This window comes from Streptomyces sp. NPDC002790, assembly GCF_040295505.1.
Classification (GTDB): domain Bacteria; phylum Actinomycetota; class Actinomycetes; order Streptomycetales; family Streptomycetaceae; genus Streptomyces.
In genome coordinates this window covers 35,839-58,801 of the sequence record NZ_JBEOVM010000027.1, presented here as the reverse complement: position 1 = coordinate 58,801, position 22,963 = coordinate 35,839, and the positions used below count along the sequence as shown (strand labels likewise).

Here is a 22,963-nt window from a genome sequence, read left to right as displayed (position 1 = left end):
CCCGCCGCGCGCCCCACGGGTCAGCTGCCCGGAAGCTCCAGATCGGTCTTGTTCAGCTCCTCGATATTCACGTCCTTGAACGTGAGTACGCGAACCTGCTTCACGAAACGAGCGGGCCTGTACATGTCCCAGACCCAGGCATCCGCCATCGACACCTCGAAAAACACCTCGCCCTGGACCGAGTGCACCTGCATCTCGTAGTCGTTGGTGAGGTAGAAGCGCCGCTCGGTCTCGATCACGTATTTGAACAGACCGACGACGTCGCGGTACTCCCGGTAGAGCTTCAGCTCCATCTCGGTCTCGTACTTCTCGAGGTCCTCGGCGCTCATGGCATGTTCCCCTTCAGCCGTGCGTCCCCCTATTGTGCGCCAGCCCCGTGGGCCTCTAGACGATTTCCGTGTCGAGGACCTCGGGCCGGCTCGGGGGACCTTCGTCGAGCAGCCGCTTCAGCAGCCCGGCGAGTCTGGTCGGATACACCGTCTCATGCGCCTCGGCCAGTTCCCGGCACGTCCACCAGCGTGCTCCCGCGACGCTGCGGCGCTCCAGGTCGGTCAGGCCCGTCCCCTTGATCTCTCCGAGCTCCGCCGAGGGCGTCCTCGTACGGGCCAGGAAGTACCACTCGTCCTGGTCCCAGCGCCGACCGTCGAAGGGGAAGGAGCAGATTCGCTGCCACAGCACGGGCCCCAGTTCCACGTCGGTGATGCCGGTCTCCTCTGCCAGTTCCCGCAGGGCGGCCTCTTCACGCGTCTCGTCGCCCTCCAGGCCGCCGCCCGGCGTGAACCACCAGTCGTCCGCCATGTCGCCCGGCTCGTGCCCGTGCAGGAGCAGGATCCGCTCCTCAGGGTCGAGCAGCACGACGCGGGCGACCTTGCGCGGTTCGCGGCTGGGGTCAGACACGGGCCGGCTCCGGGGACGCCCCGCGCGAGCGCCGTGAGCGCTTCGCGATCGGCCCGTACGCCGCTCCGCCGAGCACCAGTACCGCGCCCGCCACGATGGCCGCGAGCACCGTCTTCACCGGTCCCGGCTGCGAGATGCCGCCCGACAGCGCCTCGAACCCGGTGGGCTTCTGCATCCCGGCCATGGGCCACGCCAGGGCGTCCACGCGGCCCTGTACGGCGCCGCGCTCCACCGAGCCGTTCTCGCTGTCACCGATGTGCGCGCTGGAGTCCAGCGAGTCGGCGCGGTGGTCGCCGAGCAGGAAGAGCCGGCCCTGCGGGACGGTCGTCGTCTTGATGCCGGTAAGTGAGGCGCTCTCACCCTTCGGGAGGTACGGCTCGTCGATCTGCTCGCCGTTCACGGTCAGCTTCTTCTGCGTGCAGCAGGCGATCTTGTCACCGCCGACGCCGACCACGCGCTTGACCATCGGAACGTTTCCCCAGGAGTTCTCCTGGAAGACGACGACATCGCCGCGCTTGACCTCGCCGCCGTCGATCCGCTCCGCGAGCACCCGGTCACCCGCCTTGATCGTCGGGTCCATGGAGTCGGTGGGCACGGTGTACGGCTGGTACAGAATCGCGCCCCAGACGAACCCACCCAGGAACAACACACAGCCGAGGGCCACGGCTATACCGGACAGCGCGCTGCCGGTCCTGCCGTGACCCTCATTCGTACGACGTGTCCTGCTCATCCCAGTTGCTCCCGCGGTTCGGAGAAATCGATCTCGTCGAACCAGCCCCGGAACGGTGCGGACCACGGAAGATCGGCGATCTGGGACGGCACCCTACCGGGCGCCACCAGCCGCAGAAACCCTGGTGTTCCCCTCGGTAACGCGCTGATTGATCTTGCGCCTGCGCCACAGCACCAGCGGCGCCGCACCCGCGAGCCCGAGCGCGCCCGGAGCCGCGTTCGCCACGGCGTTGAGACCGGACTGGTCGAAGGTGTCCGGCACCGGCAGCATCGACCAGTGCGTGGGCGGCCAGGCTACGACGATGGCGCGACCCACGACGTTGTCCACGGGGACGAAGCCGCCGTTCTTGTCGTTCTGGTGGTAGCGCGAGTCCATGGAGTCCTGGCGGTGGTCACCCATGGCCCAAACTTTGCCCTGGGGAACCTTCACCTTGAACGTTCCACCGGCGTTGTCGTCGCTGCACGGGGTGTTGCCCGGGTAGACGTACGGCTCGTTCAGCGCCTTGCCGTTGACCTTGAGCGGTCCCGTGCCGTTGCACTCGATGGTGTCGCCACCGACGCCGACGACGCGCTTGATGAGGTCCTTCTCGTCCGCGGACGGCATCAGGCCGACCCAACTGAGCACCGTCTGGACGGCGTTCGGCTCCGGCGTCGGCTCGCCCTCGAGCCAGCTCGCCGGGTCGTGGAAGACGATGACCTCGCCGCGCTCCGGCTCCGAGCCGAACCACGGGGTGAGCTTGTCGACCAGCACCCGGTCGCCGATCTTCAGCGTGTTCTCCATCGACGCCGAAGGGATCGAGAACGCCTGGACCAGGAACGTCTTGATCACCAGCGCGAGGACGAGCGCGATGACGATGAGGAGCGGCAGTTCCTTCCAGAAGGAACGCGCCTTCTTGGGTCCGCCCTTCGACCCACTGCTCGACTCCGCCTCGCCCATGGGCCCGGCCGTCGAGCCGTCACCCGCCTCGGGCGCCCGGCCCGCGGGGTCCTGACCCGCCACGTCGTCGGATCGCCCGGGCTCCTCTTCGGGGCCATGCCCTGACCGTGCGCCGACCGCCAAGTCCCCCACATCCACTCCTCACTCCGTGCCGCCGCCTGATCCGTATCCGATGCAGGCCCACCACTCCCATAACGAGCGGGAGTTCCGCAGGGGTCGGGAGGGGGATAAATCGTTCCGAATCCGAAGCGTTCGAGCCCGGTCCGGCACCGTACGTGGAGGCCACCCTATGCGACGTTCCTGAGGCGGCGGTCGACCCGCCTCCTTGCGCGTCGGCCACGGCCGCGAAGGTCGGCGGCTCCGACAGCGAGGTCCAGTGACCGATCGGCCACCCGATGAACCGGGCCCGCCCCACGACGGACTCCTCCGACACCGTCCCGTTGAAGGCCTCGGTGAGGTGATAGCGGGAATCCGCGGAGTTGGCGCGATGGTCGCCCATCACGAACAGGCGCCCCTTGGGCACCTTCACAGAGAAGTCGAACTTCGAGGGGGCGTTACCGGGATGGATGTACGCACGCTCTTCGAGCGGTGTCCCGTTCACCGTGACGCGGCCCTTTGTGTCGCAGCACTTCACGGTGTCGCCGCCGACGCCCACGACCCGCTTGATGAGGTCGCGTTCATTGTCGGACGGCAGCAACCCGATCCAGGTCAGGCCTTCCTTGACCTGCTTCACGCCGACCGGGGGCTCCGTCTTCTGGCCGGCCTCCTGCTCGAGCCACTTCCCCGGGTCGTTGAAGACGACGACGTCGCCGCGCTGCACCTGCGCGCCGAACCAGGGAGTGAGCTTGTCGACCAGAACCCGGTCGCCGATCCTGATCGTCTGTTCCATGGAGCCCGACGGGATGACGAAGGCCTGCACCAGGAACGTCTTCAGGACGAGCGCGATGGCCAGGGCCACGCCTATGAGGAGGGGTATTTCCTTCAGTACGGAGCGCCGTCGGCGGCGCTTCACCTTGCGGGCGAGCTTGCGCCGCTCGGCCCTGCCCTGCTGCTCGGGGCCGCTGGTGGGCCGGCTGCCGGTGGGCAGCCGCTCGTCGCCGCGGTGACTGCGCGATTTGCCCCGCCTACCCATGCGCGCCGCCGGGTGCAGGCACGCGCGCGTAGAGGTCCGTACGGGACAAGGAGTGCCAGTGCCCGGTCGGCCACGCGATCCACTGGGCCTTGCCGATGACCTGGTCCAGGGGGACGAACCCGCCGCCAGGTGCGCCCAAGTAGTCGCGGGAGTCACGGGAGTCGCTGCGATGGTCACCGAGCAGAAAGAGGGTGTCCTCGGGAACCACGATGTTGAACGGCACCTCCGAAGGCGCGTCCGTGGCGTGCAGCACGGCGCGCTCGTCCACGGACTTCCCGTTCACCTCGATCCTCCCCTTGCTGTCGCAGCAGACCACCCGGTCTCCCCCCGTGCCCACGACGCGCTTGATGTAGTCGCCCTCGCCGAAGTACCCGCTGCCGTCGAAGACGACCACGTCGCCACGGGTCGGCTCGGCACCGAAACGGTACGCCAACTTATTTACGAGAACGCGGTCCCCGACCCTCAATGTGCTCTCCATGGAGCCGCTGGGGATCTGGAACGGCTGCGCCACGAAGACGCTGAGGGCCAGCAGGCAGGCCAGGCACAGCAGCAGGGTCAGGGTGATGCGGCCGCCCGGCAGCCAGTCGACCACCCCGGAGAGCAAAGAGGAGCGCGACCGGTCCTCCTCGCCCGGTGAGGTGTCCTCATGGGGCTCGGAGGAGCGGTCGCGCTCCTCATGCTGTGCTTCGGTGTCCATCGAGGCCAGATGCTATCCGGCCGCACTGTGGACGCCGCAGGCGAGATGCGCCGACGCCCTCTGGGGGCGTCGAGCGGCTCAGTTCTCGCGCTTCTCCTTGATCTTCGCGGCCTTGCCGCGCAGGTCACGGAGGTAGTACAGCTTGGCGCGGCGGACGTCGCCCTTGGTGACGAGCTCGATCTTCTCGACGATCGGGGTGTGCACCGGGAAGGTGCGCTCGACGCCGACGGAGAAGGAGACCTTGCGGACCGTGAAGGTCTCGCGGACGCCGGCGCCCTGGCGGCGGATGACTACGCCCTTGAACTGCTGCACACGGGAGCGGTTGCCCTCGATGACGCGCACGTGGACGTTGACGGTGTCGCCGGGGCGGAAGGCCGGGACGTCGCTGCGCAGGGAAGCGGAGTCGACGGAGTCGAGCAGGTTAGCCATGATCGTCTGCTTTCTTCGCCGATGCCACAGGTCATCGGCGGGAGGTATGCGATGAGTTTCGGTAGCTGTTCGCGTCGGGCCTTGCGTCGTTCCCCCTGTGGCAGGGGCGCAGGCTGGACGTACAGCAGCGGCCTATTCTTCCACGATCTCGGGCGTCGGCCCAAATCGTCCGTCGGGGCGCGGCCCCCAGCCCAGGATCGAGAGCATTTCGCGGTCCTTCTTGTCGAAGGCCTTGGGGTCGGTGCGCTCGATCAGATCGGGCCGGTGGCGCACGGTGCGGCGCAGCGCCTCGTCGCGGCGCCAGCGGGCGATCTTGCCGTGATGGCCGCTGAGCAGCACGTCGGGGATGTCCCGGCCGCGCCACTCGGGAGGCTTCGTGTAGACGGGCCCCTCCAGGAGGTTGGCCATCGCGCCCGGTGCGAAGGAGTCGTCCTCGTACGAGGAGGCGTTGCCGAGTACGCCGGGCAGCAGGCGCGCCACGGCCTCCGTGATCACGAGCACGGCGGCCTCCCCGCCCGCGAGGACGTAGTCACCGATGGAGACCTCGTAGACCGGCATACGGGTCGTGTACTCGTCGATGACGCGGCGGTCGATGCCCTCGTAGCGCGCGGGCGTGAAGACCAGCCAGGGGCGCTCGGAGAGCTCCACGGCGAGTTCCTGGGTGAAGGGGCGCCCCGAGGGCGTGGGGACGACCAGGACGGGCCCCTGAGCGCCACTCTCGTACCCTTCGGCGAGTACGTCGTCGAGGCATTCGCCCCACGGCTCGGTCTTCATGACCATGCCGGGGCCGCCGCCGTAGGGGGTGTCGTCGACCGTGTTGTGCCGGTCGTGGGTCCACTGCCGCAAGTCGTGCGCGTGGACGTCGAGTTGACCACGCGCGCGTGCCTTGCCGACGAGGGAGACGTTCAGCGGCTCAAGGTACTCGGGGAAGATCGTGACGACGTCGAGCCTCATGCGGACCCGTCCCCCTCTTCCTCTTCGCGCGGCGACTCCTCGCGCGACGACGCGATCTCCGCGCGGTCGTCGATCAGCCCGGGCGGCGGGTCGATGACAGCCTTCTGCTCTTCGAGGTCGATCTCGGTGACGATCTCCTCGACGAACGGGATCATGACCTCGCTGCCGTCGGGCCGCTCCACGATGAACAGGTCCTGCGAGGGCAGGTGTGAGATCTCCGTGATCCGGCCGACCTCGGTGCCGTCGGCGAGGACGACGTCGAGGTCCATGAGCTGGTGGTCGTAGAACTCGTCCTCTTCCTCGGGCAGTTCCTCGGGGTCCACCGCGGCGATCAGGAGGGTGTTGCGCAGCGCCTCGGCCGCGGTCCTGTCCCGTACGCCCTCGAAGCGCAGCAGCAGCCGGCCGCTGTGCACCCGGCCGGACTCGATGGTGAGCGGCCCGGTGGAGGCCGGGTCGGTGGCGAGTCGCGCGCCGGGGCCGAGCCGCAGCTCGGGCTCGTCGGTGCGCACCTCGATGGTGACCTCACCCTTGATGCCGTGGGCGCGACCGATGCGCCCGACTACCAACTGCACGTCGGAAACTCTCCTGTCAGGCCGCCGAAGGCGGCTCAAACGAATCGGGCCGGGGACGGCTCGTAAGCCCTCCCCGGCCCGAGCCGGTGTTCAACTTTTCTCAGCGAACCTGGTCGACGTCGACGAGGTCGACGCGGACACCACGGCCGCCGATGGCACCCACGACGGTACGCAGAGCGCGCGCGGTGCGGCCGTTGCGGCCGATCACCTTGCCGAGGTCGTCGGGGTGGACCCGGACCTCGAGGACGCGCCCCCGGCGCAGGTTGCGCGAGGCGACCTGCACGTCGTCGGGGTTGTCGACGATGCCCTTCACGAGGTGCTCAAGAGCCTCCTCGAGCATGCTCAGGCCTCGGTCGACTCGGACGGGGCCTCAGCGGCCTCGTCCTTCTTCTCAGCCTTCTTCTTCTGGGTGATGGCCTCACCCTTGGGACCGTCCTCGGTGGCCAGCGCCTCGAAGGAGGGGCGGGCGGCCTTCGGCTCGGCGACCTTCAGCGGCGCGGGGGCGGGCAGACCCTTGTGCTTCTGCCAGTCACCGGTGAGCTTGAGGATGGCCATGACCGGCTCGGTCGGCTGCGCGCCGACACCCAGCCAGTACAGCGCACGCTCCGAGTCGACCTCGATGCGCGACGGGTTCTGCACCGGGTGGTACAGGCCGATCTCCTCGATCGCACGGCCGTCACGGCGGGTGCGGGAGTCGGCGACGATGATGCGGTAGTGAGGCGCGCGGATCTTGCCCAGACGCTTCAGCTTGATCTTGACTGCCACGGGAGTGGTGTCTCCTGGTCTTGACGTGGGTGGGCACGGCGAGATTGCCGCGTGGGGTTGCGGTACCCGAGTGCCCGACGGACGCGTCAGCCGGAGGAGAGAGGGGTCCTATGCGACTGTCGAGTACAGCTAGCCATTGTGCCACATGCCGTGGGGGTGACCGAACTCCGGTCCGGCCCCCCACCAGGAACACGGCCCTCAGCCCGCCGCGACACCGACGATCTCCGGGATGCGGAACGGCTTTCCGCAGCCGCCGCACATGATCGGGGCCTGGGCGAGCACCGACGGCACCACTCGGACGTTGCGCCCGCAGTCGCAGACCGCCTTGACGCGGACGCCGCCCCCGGAGGAGCCGTGCCGAGCGGCGGGGCCGCGGAAGCTTCGCTTGGTGTCCGCGGCGGTCGCCACGGTGTGCGCCTTCAGTGCGCGCTGGATCCGCTCGATCGTCTGGCGGTAGCGCTGCTTCGCCTCCGGGTTGAGCGTGACCAGCGAGAAGCCGCTGCTGGGGTGTGGTTCCTCTGGATGGTCGAGGCCCAACTCCTCGGCGATGGCCAGGAATCTGCGATTGTGATAGCGGCCGGCGCGCGAGGTGTCGCGGATTCCGCGCGCGGCTGCGATGCCGTGGACTGCCTCATGAAGGAGTCGTTCGAAGGAGAGCTCGCGTCCACAGGCGGACGACGACTCGCCGATCAGGGATTCGGGCGCGGCAAGATCCGGCAGCTCGGGGTGGTGCCGCTGAATGTCGGCCCACGCCCCTGCCAGTTCTGCGGCGAGGACAGGTGGTGTCGTGCTCACGTCGTGACAACGAGCCGGGGGGCCTCCGTGTTCCTATTCCGGGGCATCCCAAATAATTTGCACGTACCAGTCAGTTCCCACTGATGCGTCCCGAGGAGGGCGGGTGCGCAAATGTACGGAGAAGGCGCACAGCTCACACCAAGGTGGTGCGTAGTGGCACGTACGCCTTCACGAACGCCCTCCGTCTTCGCGGGCGCCCTCCGGCTACGCGCGCCTAGTAGGCGCGTGCGACGACCGCGACGTTACCGGCCGCGTCGTCGGCGTCCGGCACCGCCCCTTCGGGGGTGATCAGACACCGTACGGAGACGCCGTGCCCGGCGAGCTCGTTCTCGCCCGCCTCCCCGAGGGTGGCCCACGGGATGCGCGCCCAACCGCCCGCGGAGGTCGCCTCCAGGGCCTCGGCGACCGTGGCCACGTCGGTCGTCCGCAGCCGCCGCCGCTCCCGTGACTGCGCGAGCAGCAGCGCCTGGTCCTCCTCCAGGATCTTGGGCACCACGGCGACCAGCGCCTCCAGGGCGACCGGGGTCTTGCCGCCGGGGATGCGCCGGGCGAGCATCGCGGTGCCGTTCTCCAGGTCGCGGGGCCCGACCTCGACGCGTACGGGCACGCCCTTCAGTTCCCAGTCGACGGCGCGGCGGCCGAAGGGGGTGTCGGTGCGGTCGTCCACGTGGACACGGATTCCCGCCTTCTTAAGTACGTCGCCGATTTCGCGCACCTTGTGGAGCACCGCCTCGTCGTCCTTGACGGCGAGCACGACGACCTGGGTGGCCGCGAGGCGGGGCGGGACGCGCAGCCCGTTGTCGTCGCCGTGCATCATCACCAGCGCGCCGATCATGCGGGTCGTCGAGCCCCAGGAGGTCTGCCAGACCAGCTCCTCCGTGCCGTCCTTGGACAGGAAGCGCGTGTTGAACGCCTTGGCGAAGTTCTGGCCGAGTTCGTGGCTCGTGCCCATCTGGAGGGCCTTGCCGTCGCCCATCATCCCTTCGAGGGTGAGGGTGTTGATGGCGCCGGCGAAGCGCTCCTTGGTCGTCTTCCGCCCCAGGAGGACGTCCATCGCGAGGACGTTCTCCATGAAGTCCGCGTAGACGTCCCGGTGGATGCGCGCCGCGAAGTCGCGCGCCTCTTCGTAGGTCGCGTGCGCCGTGTGGCCCTCCTGCCAGAGGAATTCCGTCGTACGCAGGAAGAGGCGGGGCCTGAGCTCCCAGCGGACCACGTTCGCCCACTGGTTGATGAGCAGCGGCAGGTCCCGGTAGCTCTGCACCCACTTGGCGAAGGAGGCGTTGACGACCATCTCGGAGGTGGGGCGGACGACGGCGGGCTCCTCCAGCACCTTGCCGCCGCCGTGCGTGACCACGGCCAGCTCGGGCGCGAAGCCCTCGACGTGGTCGGCCTCCTTGGTGAGGTACGACTGCGGGATCAGGAGCGGGAAGTACGCGTTCTGCGCGCCCGTCTCCTTGATGCGGTCATCCATCTCCCGCTGCATCCGCTCCCACAGGCCGTAGCCGTACGGTCGGATGACCATGGTGCCGCGCACCGGGCCGTTGTCGGCCAGTTCGGCCTTGGTGATCAGGTCCTGGTACCAGCGCGGAAAGTCTTCCGTCCGGGGCGTGAGAACGCGGGGTTTGGCCATGGCGCGGATGCTACGGCGCGGGCCGTGGAGCACTCGAATCCTTTTCGCCCGTATGCCCGGGGCCACCCGCGTGCGCCCGTCATATGACCTCCCGGGGGCGCACGACGGTGCACACGCGCATTGTCGCCGCGCCTGCCAATCACCCCCTAGACGCGGCGGACGTTGCGGAGTTTTCTGGCTTACGGGGGGGGGGGAGCGCGAGCAGCGCGCGAACACGGTCGGACGCCACGCGTACGGGCAGTCGGCACGGCGACAACTCTCGGTATCTCTCGGTGGATTGGGGCACTTTCGATGACACCTACGCTCGTGCGGCGGCACCTCCCTCACACGGCCCCCGCGCCGCGGACGGATTTGTGCGCACGCGCGCGTGACTGGGCGGAGATTCAGGAACGGATGCTGGTGCCGCTCTACGAAGCGGTCTACGAGCGCCTGGAGGTCGGTGCGGGCACCCGGCTCCTCGGGCTCGACTGCGGCTCCGGGCTCGCGCTCCTGATGGCGGCGTCGCGCGGCGCGGCCGTCACCGGCGTCGAGCCCTCGCATCCCGAGCTCCTCGCCCTGGCCGAGGAGCGGCTGCTGCCCGACGCCTCCGCGCCGCGGGAGGCCGCGGACGCCCGGCTCACGACGGCCGACGCCGCCGATCTCACCGCGACCGATCCCGGCGGAGCCCCGTACGACGTGATCACCGGATTCCGGCCGATCGGGTGTGTGGCCGGGGACTCCGAGGGGCTTTCGGCGCGCCTGGAGAGCGTGGCACCCCTGGCAGACCGGGGCGCCGCCGTGGTGCTCGTCGGCTGGGGCCCTCCGGAGCGCTGTGCCACCTCGTCCGTCCTACGGGTGGCCACAAAACTCGCCGACCCTCTACGTAGTACGGGTAGTTGGCGCCCGGCACTCCGTGACGACCTGGAGGAGGTCGCTCAGCGGGCGGGGCTGCGGCCCGACGGTTCCGGCCGGGTGGCGTGCCCCTTCGGGTACGCGGACGCCGAGAGCGCGGTGCGCGGGCTGCTTTCGACGGGCCTGTTCGACGCCGCCGTGGGGGCGACGGACCCGGCGCAGGTCGACAAGGAGGTGTCCGAGGCGCTGCGGGCCCATGTGCGCGCCGACGGCACGGTGTGGATGCCCAATGTGTTCAGGTACCTGATAGCCCGCACGCCGTGAGACGCCACAACACGCCGTGAGACACCACGAGGAGACGCCACAAGCCGAAGGCCCGCACACCATGCGGCGTGCGGGCCCGAGGGACAGGCTGCCGGTTCAGTCCTTGGTGAAGCGCGCGACGCCGGCGATCCGGTACGCGTCCGCCTCCTCCAGCGTCTCGTTCTCCATGAGCGCCTCGGCCAGTGCGTCGAGCTTGTCCCGGTTGTCGCGCAGCTTCTGGCACGCCTCCTCGTAGCACTCGTCCACGATGCGGCGCATCTCGCCGTCGATCGTGTCGAGGGTGTCGGGGGCGGCGGACAGCCCGTACGCCTGCTGGGCGTCGCTCGGGAGGGCGGACAGGCGGCCGACCTTCTCGCTCATGCCCCAGCGGGCGACCATGCCGCGGGCGATGTTGGTGACCTGCTCCAGGTCGTTCTCAGCGCCGGTCGTGATGACTCCGTAGACGACGTGTTCGGCCGCCATGCCTCCGAGGGCGCCGATGATGCGGCCCCTGAGGTACTCCTCCGTGTACGCGTACTTGTCGGAGTCCGGGGTGGAGAGCGTGACGCCGAGGGCGCGGCCTCGCGGCACGATCGTGATCTTGCGGACGGGGTCGGCGCCGGGCTGCAGCATGCCGAGGAGGGCGTGGCCGCTCTCGTGGAAGGCGGTGCGGCGGCGCTCGTCGTCGGGCATCACCAGCGGCCGTTCGGCGCCGAGCTGGACCTTTTCGAGCGCTTCGGACAGCTCCGACTGGCCGACCTGCTTCTCCTTGCGCTTGACGGCGAGCAGCGCGGCCTCGTTGGTCAGGTTCGCGAGGTCGGCGCCGGTCATGCCCGGGGTCGTACGGGCGACCTGGGTGAGGTCGACATCGGGGGCCAGCGGGATGTCCCGGGTGTGGATCTTGAGGATGGACTCGCGGCCGTCGCGGTCCGGCGGCGAGACGGTGACCATGCGGTCGAAGCGCCCCGGCCGGGTCAGCGCCGGGTCGAGGACGTCCGCGCGGTTGGTCGCCGCGATGACGATGACGCCCTCCGAGCCGGAGAAGCCGTCCATCTCCGTGAGGATCTGGTTGAGGGTCTGCTCGCGCTCGTCGTGGCCGCCCATGCCGCCGCCACCGCCGCGGGCCCGGCCGATGGTGTCGATCTCGTCGATGAAGATGATCGACGGGGCGACCTTGCGGGCCTCGGCGAACAGCTCCCGTACGCGCGAGGCGCCGACGCCGACGATCATCTCGATGAACTCGGAGGCGGAGGCCGAGAAGAACGGCACTCCCGCCTCGCCGGCGACCGCCCGCGCGAGCAGCGTCTTACCGGTGCCGGGCGGGCCCGCGAGGAGCACGCCACGCGGCATCTTGGCGCCCATGGCCCGGTAGTCCTGCGGGTTCTTGAGGAAGTCGACGACGTCGTCGAGCTCGCCCTTGACCTCGTCGATGCCGGCGACGTCCTGGAAGGTGGTGCGCTTCTTGCCGGGTTCGAGCTCGACGGGCTTGGGCGGCTGCTTGCGGCCGAGCATGCCGCCGGCGCCGCCTCCCATGCCCCCCTGGCTCATGCGCCGCGCGATGAACACCCACAGCACGACGAGGAGGAGCATCGGGGCGAGCGAGATGAGCAGGTTGGACAGGAAGCTGCGCTCCTGGACGACGGGTTCGGCCGTCACCGTGACGTCGTGCTTCTCCAGGTTGGCCCAGAGGTCGTCATCGGCGAAGGCCGGGCGCTGCGTCGTGAACTTGGTGTAGTTCTTGCGCTTGCTGTCGCTGTCCTTGGGTGTGGGCTTCTCCTTCTTGAGCTCGCCCTGGATCGCGTCGCCCTTGGAGTAGATCTTGGTGACGTTGTCGGCCGCGACCTGCTTGCTGAACTCGGTGTACGAGACCGTCGGCTCGTCGCCCTCGTTGAAGAACGACAGCACCAGGTTGGCGATGAGGTAGACGATCAGGGCCGTCAGGATGAGGCCGCCCCAGCCGCCGGGCATCTTGCGCTTGGGCCCCTGCGGGGGCGGAGGGGGCGGCGCGCCCTCGGACCGCCAGGGCTGATCCGTCCGATCGCGCGGGGGTACGGGGTTCGCCACGCCTGCCTCTCCTCCTGCCACCTGCGGCCCTCGGGTGCCGTCACGGACCCAAGGCCTTCCGCCCATGACCGCACAGGTGCAGGGGGCGCGCCACTCGTGGACATGCGTAAGGGGCGCCCGCAATGGCGGACGCCCCTTACAGCGGCTGAGGTCTCAGCCCATGAACTTCTTGAACTCGTCGGGGAGCTCGAAGTCCTTCGGGTCCTGCTGGCCCGCGCCGGGCAGGCCGAGGGCGCCGCCCGCCTCGGCGGCGGCCGCGCGCCGGGCGGCCTCGTCCTTCTCCTGCTGCTGACGCTTCATGGGGTTGCCGGAGCGCTGCTTGCCCTTGGCCTTCTTCTGCTGCTTCTTCTGTTTGCCGGGGCCACCGCCCGAGCCGGGCATGCCCGGCATCCCCGGCATGCCGCCGCCCTGAGCCATGCGGGACATCATCTTGCGGGCCTCGAAGAACCGCTCGACCAGGTTCTTGACCGCGCTGACCTCGACGCCGGAGCCCTTGGCGATACGGGCGCGACGCGAGCCGTTGATGATCGCGGCGTCCGCGCGCTCGGCCGGGGTCATCGACTTGATGATGGCAGCCGTGCGGTCGACATCGCGCTCGTCGAGGTTGTTGATCTGGTCCTTCATCTGGCCCATGCCGGGCATCATGCCGAGCAGCTTGGAGATGGAGCCCATCTTCCTGACCTGCTCCATCTGCGCCAGGAAGTCGTCGAGCGTGAAGTCCTGGCCCTTCTTGGAGGCCAGCTTCGAGGCCATCTTCTCGGCCTCTTGCTGCGAGAAGGTCTGCTCGGCCTTCTCGATCAGCGTGAGCATGTCGCCCATGCCGAGGATGCGGGACGCCATGCGGTCCGGGTGGAACGCGTCGAAGTCGTCCAGCTTCTCGCCGTTGGAGGCGAACATGATCTGCTTGCCGGTGACCTGTGCGATGGAGAGCGCGGCACCACCACGGGCGTCACCGTCGAGCTTGGAGAGCACCACACCGTCGAAGCCGACTCCGTCACGGAAGGCCTCGGCCGTGTTGACCGCGTCCTGACCGATCATGGCGTCGACGACGAAGAGGACCTCGTCCGGGCGCACGGCGTCGCGGATGTCCGCGGCCTGCTGCATCAGCTCCTGGTCGATGCCGAGGCGGCCCGCGGTGTCGACGATGACGACGTCGTAGACCTTGGCCTTGGCGTGCTCGATGGAGTCCTTGGCGACCTTGACCGGGTCGCCCACGCCGTTGCCCGGCTCGGGCGCGTAGATGCCGACGCCGGCGCGCTCGGCGACGACGCTCAGCTGGTTCACGGCGTTCGGGCGCTGGAGGTCACAGGCGACGAGCAGCGGCGAGTGGCCCTGGGACTTGAGCCAGAGGCCCAGCTTGCCCGCGAGGGTCGTCTTACCCGCACCCTGCAGACCCGCGAGCATGATCACGGTCGGGCCGGTCTTGGCGAAACGCAGCCGGCGGGTCTCGCCGCCGAGGATGCCGATGAGCTCCTCGTTGACGATCTTGATGACCTGCTGGGCGGGGTTCAGGGCCTGGGAGACCTCGACGCCGGTCGCCCGCTCCTTGATCTGCTTGATGAAGGCGCGGACGACGGGCAGGGCCACGTCGGCTTCAAGGAGGGCGATCCGGATCTCGCGCGCCGTGGCGTCGATGTCCGCCTCGCTGAGGCGCCCCTTGCCGCGGAGGTTCTTGAATGTCGCTGCGAGGCGATCGGAGAGAGTGTCGAACACGGCGGTCGCGAATCCTCGGGTCGGGGGCTTAAGGGACAGGTCGCTCTCCAGGGTATCCGCCCGCGGTGCCGTGGTCAGTGGCCCGGTGCCGATGCGCCCCACAGGTCGCACCCACGTACGAAAAAACAGTGCATACGCCTCCATATCCGCCGCGGACACCCCGGCGTGACCAGGGCGTGACCAGGACGTTCACCATAATTACGGTCCCAGCGGTTCCGTAAACCCGTGCACATCAGTGGCGCCCGACTGGGTAGGCGCCTTCAGGTTTCGACACCACCCCTCTCCTTCGCCCCGGGCCGGGGCGTGCCCGGTCGTGTCCGGAACCGCCACCAACAGCCGTGCGGCAGACCGCCGTACACACCTCTGACGTGAACTGGAGCTCACAGATGACCTCCCTCGCTCCCTCTGCGGACCGGCCGTCACGGCCAGTACGCAGGCCACCGGCACCCCAAGGGAGGCCGTCGTGAACTTCTTCGACTACTTCCAGGGCAACTGGCCCGATGTGCTCGACGCCACGCTCGCGCACATCCTGCTGGTCCTCGAAGGACTGGCCCTCGCCGTACTCATCGGCGTGCCGGTGGCGATCCTGACGTACCGGACGAAGGCGCCGCGCGCCGCTGTGCTCGGAACGGCCGGGCTGCTGCTGACGATCCCGTCCTACGCGCTGTTCGGCCTGCTGATCACGCCGCTCGGCCTGGGCACGGGCCCCTCCGTGGTGGCCCTGACGCTGTACGCGCTGCTGCCCGTCATACGTAACACCGTGGTCGGCCTGCGCGAGATCGACCCGGCCGTCGTCGAGTCGGCCAACGCCATGGGCATGACCCGGCTGAAGGTCCTCGCCACCATCGAGTTCCCGCTGGCCTGGCCCGTGGTCGTCACCGGCCTGCGGGTCGCGACGCAGATGCTGCTCGGCATCGCCGCGATCGCTGCCGCCGTGAACGGCCCCGGTCTCGGCAAGCTCATCCTCGACGGACTCGCCAGCGCGGGCACCCCGTTCGCCGTCTATCTGACGCTCGAGGGCGCGCTCGCCATCGTCGTCCTCGCGCTGCTCTTCGATCTGCTCTTCGCCCTGCTCAACCGTCTGACCACTCCGAAGGGGGTCACCCGATGATCCGGCTCGACCGGCTGACCAAGTCCTACGCGGGGCAGGAGCGTCCGGCGGTGGACGACCTGACGTTGGAGGTCCCCGAGGGGAAGATCGTCGTCTTCGTCGGCCCCTCCGGCTGCGGCAAGACCACGACGATGAAGCTGATCAACCGGCTGATCGAGCCGACGTCCGGCCGCATCCACCTCGCCGACGAGGACGTCACGACGATCCCGGTGCACGAGCTGCGCCGCCGCATCGGTTACGCGATCCAGCAGTCCGGGCTCTTCCCGCACCAGACGGTCGCCCAGAACATAGCCACCGTGCCCGGCCTGCTCGGCTGGGACAAAAAACGCGTCCACGCGCGCGTGGACGAGCTGCTCGACATGGTGGGCCTGGACCCGGACACGTACCGCGGCCGCTACCCGAAGCAGCTCTCCGGCGGCCAGCAGCAGCGCGTCGGCGTCGCCCGCGCGCTCGGCGGCGACCCGCAGGTGATGCTCATGGACGAGCCCTTCGGCGCCATCGACCCGCTCAACCGCGAGGCGTTGCAGAACGAGTTCCTCAAGATCCAGTCGAAGCTGCGCAAGACGATCGTCTTCGTCACCCACGACATCGACGAGGCCGTGAAGATGGGCGACAAGATCGCCGTCTTCGCCGAGCACGGCAATGTCGTCCAGTACGACACCCCGGAGAAGATCCTCGCCGAGCCCGCCAGCGAGTTCGTCACGGACTTCATCGGGTCGGGCGCGGCCGTCCGCCGTCTCTCGCTGACCCGGCTCGGGAACGTCGACGTGCCGCTGTGGCCCACCGTCGCCGAATCGGCGAGCGCCGAGGCGCAGCAGGACGCGGCTGCCGACAGCGACCGCGAGTTCGTGGTGGTCCTGGACGAGGACCGCCGCCCCGTCGGCTGGCTGCCCGCCGGTGGTGGCACGCGGCTGCCGCTGATCTCTCCGCTCGGCCCGGCCACGAGCCTGTACGACGCGCTCGACGAGTTGCTCGCAGTGAACGCGTCCGCGCTGACGGTCGTGGACGACATCGGCCGCTACCGGGGCGTCGTCACCCTGGACACCCTGCGGACGCTGATCCACACCGACGGCGCCTCCGGACTGCTCCAGGGGGCCCGGCCGTGACCCAGGCACTCGTCGAGGACGTCCCCACGGTCGCGAAACCATCGGACCGCACCCGCGTCCTGCCGCCGCTGTGGCGCCTCGTCCTCACCCCGCTCGCCCTCGCCGTGGTCCTCGCGCTCCTCGCCTGGTACGTCTCCGGGCAGGAGAAGGACCAGATCGAGCTGCGCAGCCTGAACGCGGACTACCTGCTCAGCCGCACCCTCACGCACCTCGAACTGACCGCGGTCGCCACGGTGTTCATCCTGGTGATCGCCATCCCGCTCGGCGTGCTGCTCACCCGCCGCTGGGCCCGCCCCCTCGCGGGGCCCGTCCTCGGACTCGCCAGCATCGGGCAGGCACTGCCCTCGCTCGGCCTGATCGTGCTGCTCGCGGTGGCCTTCGTCAGCCTCGGGGTGACGCAGATCGCGCTGATCGCGTTCGTCGCGTACGGGGTGCTGCCGGTGCTGCGCAACACCATCGCGGGCCTTCAGCAGGTCGATCCGTCGGTCCTCGAGTCCGCCCAGGGCATGGGGATGACGAAGTGGGAGGTGCTGCGCCGGATCGAACTGCCGCTCGCGGTACCGGTGATGCTCGCAGGTATCCGTACGGCACTGGTGATCACGGTGGGCACGGTCGCGCTCGCGACGTTCATCGGGGCCGGCGGCCTCGGCGATGTGATCTCGAACGGGATCAACTCCAGCCGGAACCTGGTCCTGGTCACCGGCAGTGTGCTCGTGGCCGTACTCGCGCTGCTCGTGGACTGGGTCGCCGGGATCGTCGAGAACCTGCTGCGCCCGCGCGGTCTGTGAGAAGGGGCCTGTGAGAGAAGTGAAGACATCCATGCGAAGCGGACCGGCCACTGCGCGCGCCAAGGTCTCGGTCGTCCTGTGCGCCGCCCTGCTCGGCGGCGCCGCGCTGACCGGCTGCACGGACACCGGCGGATCGGGCGGGACCGACAACCTGCCGCGGACGGCGAGCCAGAAGCAGCTCGACGGCGGCTCGATCGCCAAGGACGTCGACCTGAAGGGCGCGCACTTCGCGGTCGGCTCCAAGGAGTTCACCGAGCAGCAGATCCTCGGCAAGATCACGAAGTACGCGCTGGAGGCCGCCGGGGCGAGCACCAAGGACCAGACGGGGCTGCAAGGCACGACGATCGCGCGCAGCGCGCTGCAGGGCGGCGACATCGACATGTACTGGGACTACTCCGGCACCGGCTGGACCCAGTTCCTGCAGCACGACAAGCCCGTGCAGGGCAGCACCGCGCAGTTCGCGGCGACGTCGAAAGAGGACCTGAAGAAGCACAAGATCAAGTGGCTGGGCCCGGCCCGGTTCGGCAACCAGTACACGATCGCCCGCGCCTCCGACGCGACGGGCCGTGCGGGCAGGGTCGACTCGATCAGCGACCTGGCGAAGCTGGCGAAGGACCACCCGGAGGACGCCACGCTCTGCGGGGCCTCGGAGTTCCTGGACCGTGAACTGTCGGCGCTGGAACAGAGCCCGTACAAGCTGAAGTTCGGGGCGCCGCAGGTCTACCAGAACGCGTTCGCGCTGAACTTTGTGAACGTGGCGAAGGGCAGCCCCTGCAAGTTCGCCGAGGTGTTCACGACGGATGCCCGCCTGGAGTCCCTGGACCTGAAGGTCCTGGACGACGACAAGGGGCACTTCACGACGGAGCTGGCCGCGCTGACCGTGCGCGACGAGACCGCGAAGAAGTACCCGCAGCTCACGAAGTTGTCGAAGAAGCTCGGTGACGCGCTCACCGAGAAGACCATCATCAAGCTCAACGGGATGGTCGACCTGGAGGGGAAGAGCGCCGATCAGGCCGCGCTGTACTTCCTGCGTACGAACGGTTTCATCGGCAAGTGAGACGGCCGGGGCCGGGGTGCGCACTCCCCGGCCCCGCTCACCCATGGCTCACCCCCGCAGCGCCTCCTCCACGCCCCGCGCCACGGACACCGCCTCCTGCGAGGGCAGCGGCCCGCCGTCGCCCCCGGCCACGTAGAACGCGTCGACCGCGTTGGCGCCCAGCGTCGACACATGCGCCGAGCGCACCCGCACCCCGGCCCCCTCGAGCGCCCGCCCGATGCGGTGCAGCAGACCCGGCGCGTCGTGCGCCCGCACCTCGATCACCGTCGCCCGCCGCGAGCCCGCGGAGGCCACCGTCACCCGGGCCGGCGGCGCCACCACACCGCGCCTGCGCGGATACGCGGCGTCCCGCTCGGCGAGCCGCGCCGCGATGTCGAGCGAGCCGTCGAGGGCCCGTACGAGATCGGCGCGCAGCCGCGCGGCCTGCGGCAGCGAGCCATACTCGGCGGCGACCCGCCAGTCGAGCAGCAGGGCGACTCCCTCCACCCCCTCCGGAGGTGTCAGCGCCCGCAGCTCCGCCGTCCGCACGGTCAGCCGGTGCATCGCGAGCACCCCGGCGACGGCCGGAAGCACCCCGTCCTGCTCCGGCACCGCGATCACCAACTCGACGCCGAGCGGCTCCGGTTCGGCGTCTCCCTCCGCCTCGGTCGGTACGGCGTCGGTCTGCGCCCGCAGCGCGAGCACGGGCCCGCCCGTACGCAGCGCCTCCACCGCGAGCCGTTCCTGCTCGGCGGTCGGCTCCGCGTCGTCCGGGTCGACCGGCTCGTCCCCCGCGAGCACCGCCGCGACCCGCTTGACCAGATCGGCGACGAGCGAGCCCCGCCAGGACGACCACGCGGCCGGGCCGGTCGCCAGGGCGTCCGCCTCGGTCAGCGCGTGCAGCAGTTCGAGCGTGCCGACCGAGCCGACCGCGTCCGCGACGGACCGTACGGTCGCCGGGTCCTCCAGGTCGCGCCGCGTGGCGGTCTCGACGAGCAGCAGGTGGTGCCGTACGAGGGAGGCGAGCACGGCGACATCGGCCCGGTCGAAGCCGATCCGCGCGGCGACGTCCCGCGCGATGGTCTCGCCCGCGACCGAGTGGTCCCCCGGCCAGCCCTTGCCGATGTCGTGCAGCAGCGCCGCGACGAGCAGCAGGTCGGGCCGGTGCACATGGCGGGTCAACTCGGATGCCTGGACGGCGGTTTCGACGAGGTGCCGGTCAACGGTCCATGTGTGCACGGCATTTCGCTGCGGGCGGCACCGCACCCGCTCCCAGTCCGGGATCAGCCGGGTGATCAGTCCCTCGGCCTCAAGGGCTTCCCACACGTCGATGGTCGGCCGGCCCGCGCCGAGCAGCGTGACCAGCTGTTCGCGGGCTTCGGCGGGCCAGGGCGCGGGCAGCGGGCGGGCAGCGGCGGCCATCCGCCGTACCGCGTGCGGGGACAGCGGCAGTCCGGCCTGGGCGGCAGCGGCGGCGGCGCGCAGCGGCAGCACCGGGTCGCGCTCGGGCTTGGCGGCGCGGGCGAGCACCACCTCCCCCTCCATCTCGACGACGCCCTCGGCGAGCGGCGAACGCTCGACCGGCGCCGACTTCCCGCCGCCGAGCGCCCGCCCGTCGCCCACCACCGCCCTTCTAAGGAAGTCGCTCCGCTCCCTTGCCAATTTTCGCAGACGCGGCTTGACGGAGCGGGACTTGAGCACCCGCCCCACCTCCCGCCAGGTGACGTCGCTGGCGTACGACACCGTGCGCGCGGCCTCGTACACCTGCCGCAGCAACGTATCGGCGTCCAACAGGCCGAGTTCCGCGGCGACCTGGTCCTGCTCCTGGAGCGCGAGCCGGTCGGTGGCGCGCCCGGTCGCCAGATGCAGGGCGTCCCGTACGTCGAGGAGCCGGCGCCGCGCGTCGGCGAGGCCCTCGCGGGGGGCGTCCGCGAGCCAGGAGGCGGCGACGGCGCGCAGCGCGGTGGCGTCCCGCAGCCCGCCCCGCGCCTCCTTCAGGTCGGGTTCGAGGAGGAACTGCAACTCGCCCTGGCGCCCGGCCCGTTCCTCGCACAGCTCGCGCAGTTCGGGCAGCCGCCGCACCGCCTGGTTGCGCCAGTCCGCGAGCACGGCGGTGCGCAGGCCCGCCGTGAGCCCGAGGTCACCCGCGAGGTGCCGGGCGTCGAGCAGGCCGAGCTGCACCTTGAGGTCGTCGCCCGCGGTCTTGCGCGCCTCCGAGGGCGTACGGACGGAGTGGTCGAGGGCGAGGCCCAGGTCCCACACCGGGTACCAGATGCGGTCGGCGAGCGCGGCAACCTCCTTGAGGTCCGCCGAGCCGTCGTGCAGCAGGAGCAGGTCGAGGTCGCTGCGCGGGGAGAGTTCGCCGCGCCCGTACCCGCCGACCGCCACGAGGGAGACGCCCGGCGCCCCGGCGCCGAAGAGTTCGGCGAGCCAGTCGTCGGTCAGCTCCGCGAGGGCGGCACGGCGCGGCGGCCCGGACCGCGCCTCCCCCTGGAGAAGGCGCAGCCGGGCCGCCGCATAGCCGCCGAGTCCGGAATCCTCTGATTCAGCACGTACGTCGTTCACGCTCGTCACCCGGCGACTCCCGTTCCGTCCATGTCCGTTACAGCGCGTCCGGGCCACGTTCGCCGGTGCGCACCCGCACGGCCGTCTCGACGGGGACCGCCCAGACCTTGCCGTCGCCGATCTTGCCGGTCCGCGCGGCCTTCACCACGACATCGAGCAGTTGCTCGGCGTCGTCGTCCTCGACCAGGACCTCGATACGGATCTTGGGTACCAGATCGACGGTGTACTCGGCGCCGCGGTAGACCTCGGTGTGCCCGCGCTGACGGCCGTACCCGCTGGCCTCTGTCACGGTCAGGCCCTGGACGCCGAAGGCCTGGAGGGCCTCCTTGATCTCGTCGAGCCGGTGCGGCTTGACGACCGCGGTGATCAGCTTCATGCGTCGACCTTCTTCGTGTTCTGTGGGTCCTTCGGGGCGGGGACGGCCTGGCGGGCGACGGTGCCGCCGCCCGCGCCGCTGTAGTCGTACGCGGTCTCGGCGTGCTCGGCCTGGTCGATGCCGGAGACCTCGTCGTCCTCGTCGACCCGCATGCCGATGGTCTTGTCGAGGGCGAGGGCGAGGACCGCGGAGACGATCAGCGAGTAGGCGAGGACGCCGCCGACGCCCGCGCACTGCTTCCAGAACTGGTCGAGGCCGCCTCCGTAGAAGAGGCCTGCCGCGTCGGACTGGCCGCCGCCCGTGGCGAAGAAGCCGACGAGCAGGGAGCCGACGACGCCGCCGACCAGGTGGACGCCGACGACGTCGAGCGAGTCGTCGTAGCCGAACTTGTACTTGAGGCCCACGGCCATCGCGCACAGCACACCGGCGATGGCGCCGATGGCGATCGCGCCGAGCGGCGAGCAGGAACCACCGGAAGGAGTGATGGCGACAAGCCCTGCGACGGCGCCGGACGCGGCGCCGAGCGAGGTGCACGCGCCGTGCCGGATCTTCTCGTAGGCCAGCCAGGCCAGCATGGCGGCGGCGGTCGCGACCTGTGTGTTGATGAACATCAGCGCGCCGACGCCGTCGTCGTTGCCGAGCCACGAGCCGGCGTTGAAGCCGAACCAGCCGAACCACAGCAGACCGGCGCCGAGCATCGTCCACGGCAGCGAGTGCGGCCGCATCGGGTCCTTCTTGAAGCCGACGCGCTTGCCGATGACGAGGATCACGCCGAGCGCCGCGGCGCCCGCGTTGATGTGCACGGCCGTACCACCGGCGAAGTCGATCACCCCGAGGTCGAAGGCCCAGCCGCCGGTCCCCCACACCCAGTGCGCGACCGGGAAGTACACGATCGTGACCCACAGCGCGATGAACAGCCCCCAGGCGCTGAACTTCACGCGGTCCGCGAGCGCGCCGCTGATCAGCGCGGGTGTGAGCACCGCGAACATCAGCTGGAAGACCGCGAACACATAGACCGGGATCGTGTAGCCGTCCCAGAGCTGGGTGAGGCCGATCCCGCTGAGCCCGACGAAGTCGCCGTCCCAGCCGAGGAGCGAGCCCCTGTCGGTGCCGAACGCTACGGAAAAGCCGTACAGCACCCACAGGATCGTGACGATCCCGAGGCTGATGAAGCTCATCATCAGCATGTTCAGGGTGCTCTTGACGCGGACCATGCCTCCGTAGAAGAAGGCGAGTCCCGGTGTCATCAGCATCACCAGGGCGGAACAGATCAGCATGAAGCCTGTATTGGCGGGCGACAGTGTGGGTGCGTCTGCCGCCAGCGTGATGGCTGCAGCCATCGGCGTCTCCTCGTCATGGGGCCGGTTATGCGCCATGACATTGCTGCAGCGCCGTTTCCGTTCGCGCCCCCTGATGTTTCGCCGTAGTGACGATGAGCCCGCGGGTGTTACGGGTGGATGAAATGCCGGAAACGGACCGACCACGACCTCCGTCCGCGATGACCTGGCGTAGGGGAGCCGAGTCGGGCTGTTT

Annotated in this window: 23 protein-coding genes; 5 read left to right on the top strand and 18 right to left on the bottom strand. The window is 69.8% G+C overall.

The window, feature by feature from the left end; genetic code table 11:
• Nucleotides 1–20: 20 nt before the first annotated feature.
• The 13 genes from ABT004_RS15505 to proS all read right to left on the bottom strand — a co-directional run bounded on the left by ABT004_RS15505 (nt 21) and on the right by proS (nt 9,537).
• A complete protein-coding gene (locus ABT004_RS15505; RefSeq protein WP_008737534.1) occupies nt 21–329 on the bottom strand; it encodes a DUF2469 domain-containing protein in 309 nt (102 codons plus the stop codon).
• A gap of 55 nt (nt 330–384) precedes the next feature.
• On the bottom strand, nt 385–897 hold the full coding sequence (locus ABT004_RS15500; RefSeq protein ID WP_351336338.1) for an NUDIX hydrolase: 513 nt from the start codon (nt 895–897) through the stop codon (nt 385–387).
• Nucleotides 890–1,627: a signal peptidase I gene (lepB, locus tag ABT004_RS15495; protein WP_351336335.1), complete on the bottom strand. Its 738-nt coding sequence runs from the start codon at nt 1,625–1,627 to the stop codon at nt 890–892. The genes ABT004_RS15500 and lepB (ABT004_RS15495) overlap by 8 nt, the downstream gene beginning before the upstream one ends.
• Nucleotides 1,628–1,720: 93 nt before the next feature.
• Complete coding sequence (lepB, locus tag ABT004_RS15490) at nt 1,721–2,695, bottom strand: signal peptidase I (RefSeq protein WP_351336333.1); 975 nt, start codon at nt 2,693–2,695, stop codon at nt 1,721–1,723.
• Nucleotides 2,583–3,695 (bottom strand): signal peptidase I, encoded by a 1,113-nt coding sequence (gene lepB / locus ABT004_RS15485; RefSeq protein WP_351336330.1) that lies wholly within the window; start codon nt 3,693–3,695, stop codon nt 2,583–2,585. Before lepB (ABT004_RS15485) ends, lepB (ABT004_RS15490) begins: the two co-directional genes overlap by 113 nt.
• On the bottom strand, nt 3,688–4,392 hold the full coding sequence (gene lepB / locus ABT004_RS15480) for a signal peptidase I (RefSeq protein ID WP_351336327.1): 705 nt from the start codon (nt 4,390–4,392) through the stop codon (nt 3,688–3,690). The genes lepB (ABT004_RS15485) and lepB (ABT004_RS15480) overlap by 8 nt, the downstream gene beginning before the upstream one ends.
• Before the next feature lie 78 nt (nt 4,393–4,470).
• The gene (gene rplS, locus ABT004_RS15475) at nt 4,471–4,821 is read right to left on the bottom strand and encodes a 50S ribosomal protein L19 (RefSeq protein WP_351336325.1); all 351 of its coding nucleotides are present in this window, start codon (nt 4,819–4,821) and stop codon (nt 4,471–4,473) included.
• A gap of 132 nt (nt 4,822–4,953) precedes the next feature.
• Nucleotides 4,954–5,775 carry a tRNA (guanosine(37)-N1)-methyltransferase TrmD gene (gene trmD, locus ABT004_RS15470; protein WP_351336322.1) on the bottom strand — a complete coding sequence of 274 codons (822 nt, stop codon included), beginning with the start codon at nt 5,773–5,775 and terminating at the stop codon, nt 4,954–4,956.
• Entirely contained in the window at nt 5,772–6,347 is a 576-nt protein-coding gene (rimM, locus tag ABT004_RS15465) for a ribosome maturation factor RimM (RefSeq protein WP_351336319.1), read from the bottom strand. The genes trmD and rimM overlap by 4 nt, the downstream gene beginning before the upstream one ends.
• 100 nt (nt 6,348–6,447) lie before the next feature.
• The gene (locus tag ABT004_RS15460; RefSeq protein WP_014176063.1) at nt 6,448–6,687 is read right to left on the bottom strand and encodes an RNA-binding protein; all 240 of its coding nucleotides are present in this window, start codon (nt 6,685–6,687) and stop codon (nt 6,448–6,450) included.
• 2 nt (nt 6,688–6,689) lie between these two features.
• The gene (rpsP, locus tag ABT004_RS15455) at nt 6,690–7,112 is read right to left on the bottom strand and encodes a 30S ribosomal protein S16 (RefSeq protein ID WP_351336316.1); all 423 of its coding nucleotides are present in this window, start codon (nt 7,110–7,112) and stop codon (nt 6,690–6,692) included.
• A gap of 198 nt (nt 7,113–7,310) precedes the next feature.
• Nucleotides 7,311–7,907: a hypothetical protein gene (locus tag ABT004_RS15450; protein WP_351336314.1), complete on the bottom strand. Its 597-nt coding sequence runs from the start codon at nt 7,905–7,907 to the stop codon at nt 7,311–7,313.
• A 214-nt stretch (nt 7,908–8,121) separates the two neighbouring features.
• On the bottom strand, nt 8,122–9,537 hold the full coding sequence (proS, locus tag ABT004_RS15445) for a proline--tRNA ligase (protein ID WP_351336311.1): 1,416 nt from the start codon (nt 9,535–9,537) through the stop codon (nt 8,122–8,124).
• A 291-nt stretch (nt 9,538–9,828) separates the two neighbouring features.
• On the opposite strand from proS, the gene ABT004_RS15440 reads away from it, so the two are divergent.
• Nucleotides 9,829–10,692 carry a class I SAM-dependent methyltransferase gene (locus ABT004_RS15440; protein ID WP_351336308.1) on the top strand — a complete coding sequence of 288 codons (864 nt, stop codon included), beginning with the start codon at nt 9,829–9,831 and terminating at the stop codon, nt 10,690–10,692.
• A gap of 96 nt (nt 10,693–10,788) precedes the next feature.
• On the opposite strand, the gene ftsH is transcribed toward ABT004_RS15440, so the two are convergent.
• A complete protein-coding gene (ftsH, locus tag ABT004_RS15435; RefSeq protein ID WP_351336305.1) occupies nt 10,789–12,735 on the bottom strand; it encodes an ATP-dependent zinc metalloprotease FtsH in 1,947 nt (648 codons plus the stop codon).
• 153 nt (nt 12,736–12,888) lie between these two features.
• Nucleotides 12,889–14,448, bottom strand: a complete 1,560-nt coding sequence (gene ffh, locus ABT004_RS15430) for a signal recognition particle protein (RefSeq protein WP_351336303.1) — start codon at nt 14,446–14,448, stop codon at nt 12,889–12,891.
• 463 nt (nt 14,449–14,911) lie between these two features.
• On the opposite strand from ffh, the gene ABT004_RS15425 reads away from it, so the two are divergent.
• The 4 genes from ABT004_RS15425 to ABT004_RS15410 are packed head-to-tail and all read left to right on the top strand — an operon-like array spanning nt 14,912 to nt 18,510.
• The gene (locus ABT004_RS15425) at nt 14,912–15,559 is read left to right on the top strand and encodes an ABC transporter permease (RefSeq protein WP_351336300.1); all 648 of its coding nucleotides are present in this window, start codon (nt 14,912–14,914) and stop codon (nt 15,557–15,559) included.
• The gene (locus ABT004_RS15420) at nt 15,556–16,665 is read left to right on the top strand and encodes an ABC transporter ATP-binding protein (protein ID WP_351336297.1); all 1,110 of its coding nucleotides are present in this window, start codon (nt 15,556–15,558) and stop codon (nt 16,663–16,665) included. The genes ABT004_RS15425 and ABT004_RS15420 overlap by 4 nt, the downstream gene beginning before the upstream one ends.
• Entirely contained in the window at nt 16,662–17,453 is a 792-nt protein-coding gene (locus tag ABT004_RS15415; RefSeq protein WP_351336294.1) for an ABC transporter permease, read from the top strand. The genes ABT004_RS15420 and ABT004_RS15415 overlap by 4 nt, the downstream gene beginning before the upstream one ends.
• Before the next feature lie 31 nt (nt 17,454–17,484).
• Nucleotides 17,485–18,510 (top strand): glycine betaine ABC transporter substrate-binding protein, encoded by a 1,026-nt coding sequence (locus tag ABT004_RS15410; protein WP_351336291.1) that lies wholly within the window; start codon nt 17,485–17,487, stop codon nt 18,508–18,510.
• A gap of 48 nt (nt 18,511–18,558) precedes the next feature.
• On the opposite strand, the gene ABT004_RS15405 is transcribed toward ABT004_RS15410, so the two are convergent.
• From ABT004_RS15405 to ABT004_RS15395, 3 genes are read right to left on the bottom strand one after another with little or no spacing between them, the layout of a single operon-like run.
• A complete protein-coding gene (locus tag ABT004_RS15405) occupies nt 18,559–21,063 on the bottom strand; it encodes a [protein-PII] uridylyltransferase (protein ID WP_351336288.1) in 2,505 nt (834 codons plus the stop codon).
• 28 nt (nt 21,064–21,091) lie between these two features.
• Nucleotides 21,092–21,430, bottom strand: coding sequence for a P-II family nitrogen regulator (locus ABT004_RS15400; protein WP_266714579.1), 339 nt, complete (start codon nt 21,428–21,430; stop codon nt 21,092–21,094).
• Nucleotides 21,427–22,770, bottom strand: a complete 1,344-nt coding sequence (locus ABT004_RS15395; RefSeq protein WP_351336285.1) for an ammonium transporter — start codon at nt 22,768–22,770, stop codon at nt 21,427–21,429. The genes ABT004_RS15400 and ABT004_RS15395 overlap by 4 nt, the downstream gene beginning before the upstream one ends.
• Nucleotides 22,771–22,963 lie beyond the last annotated feature (193 nt).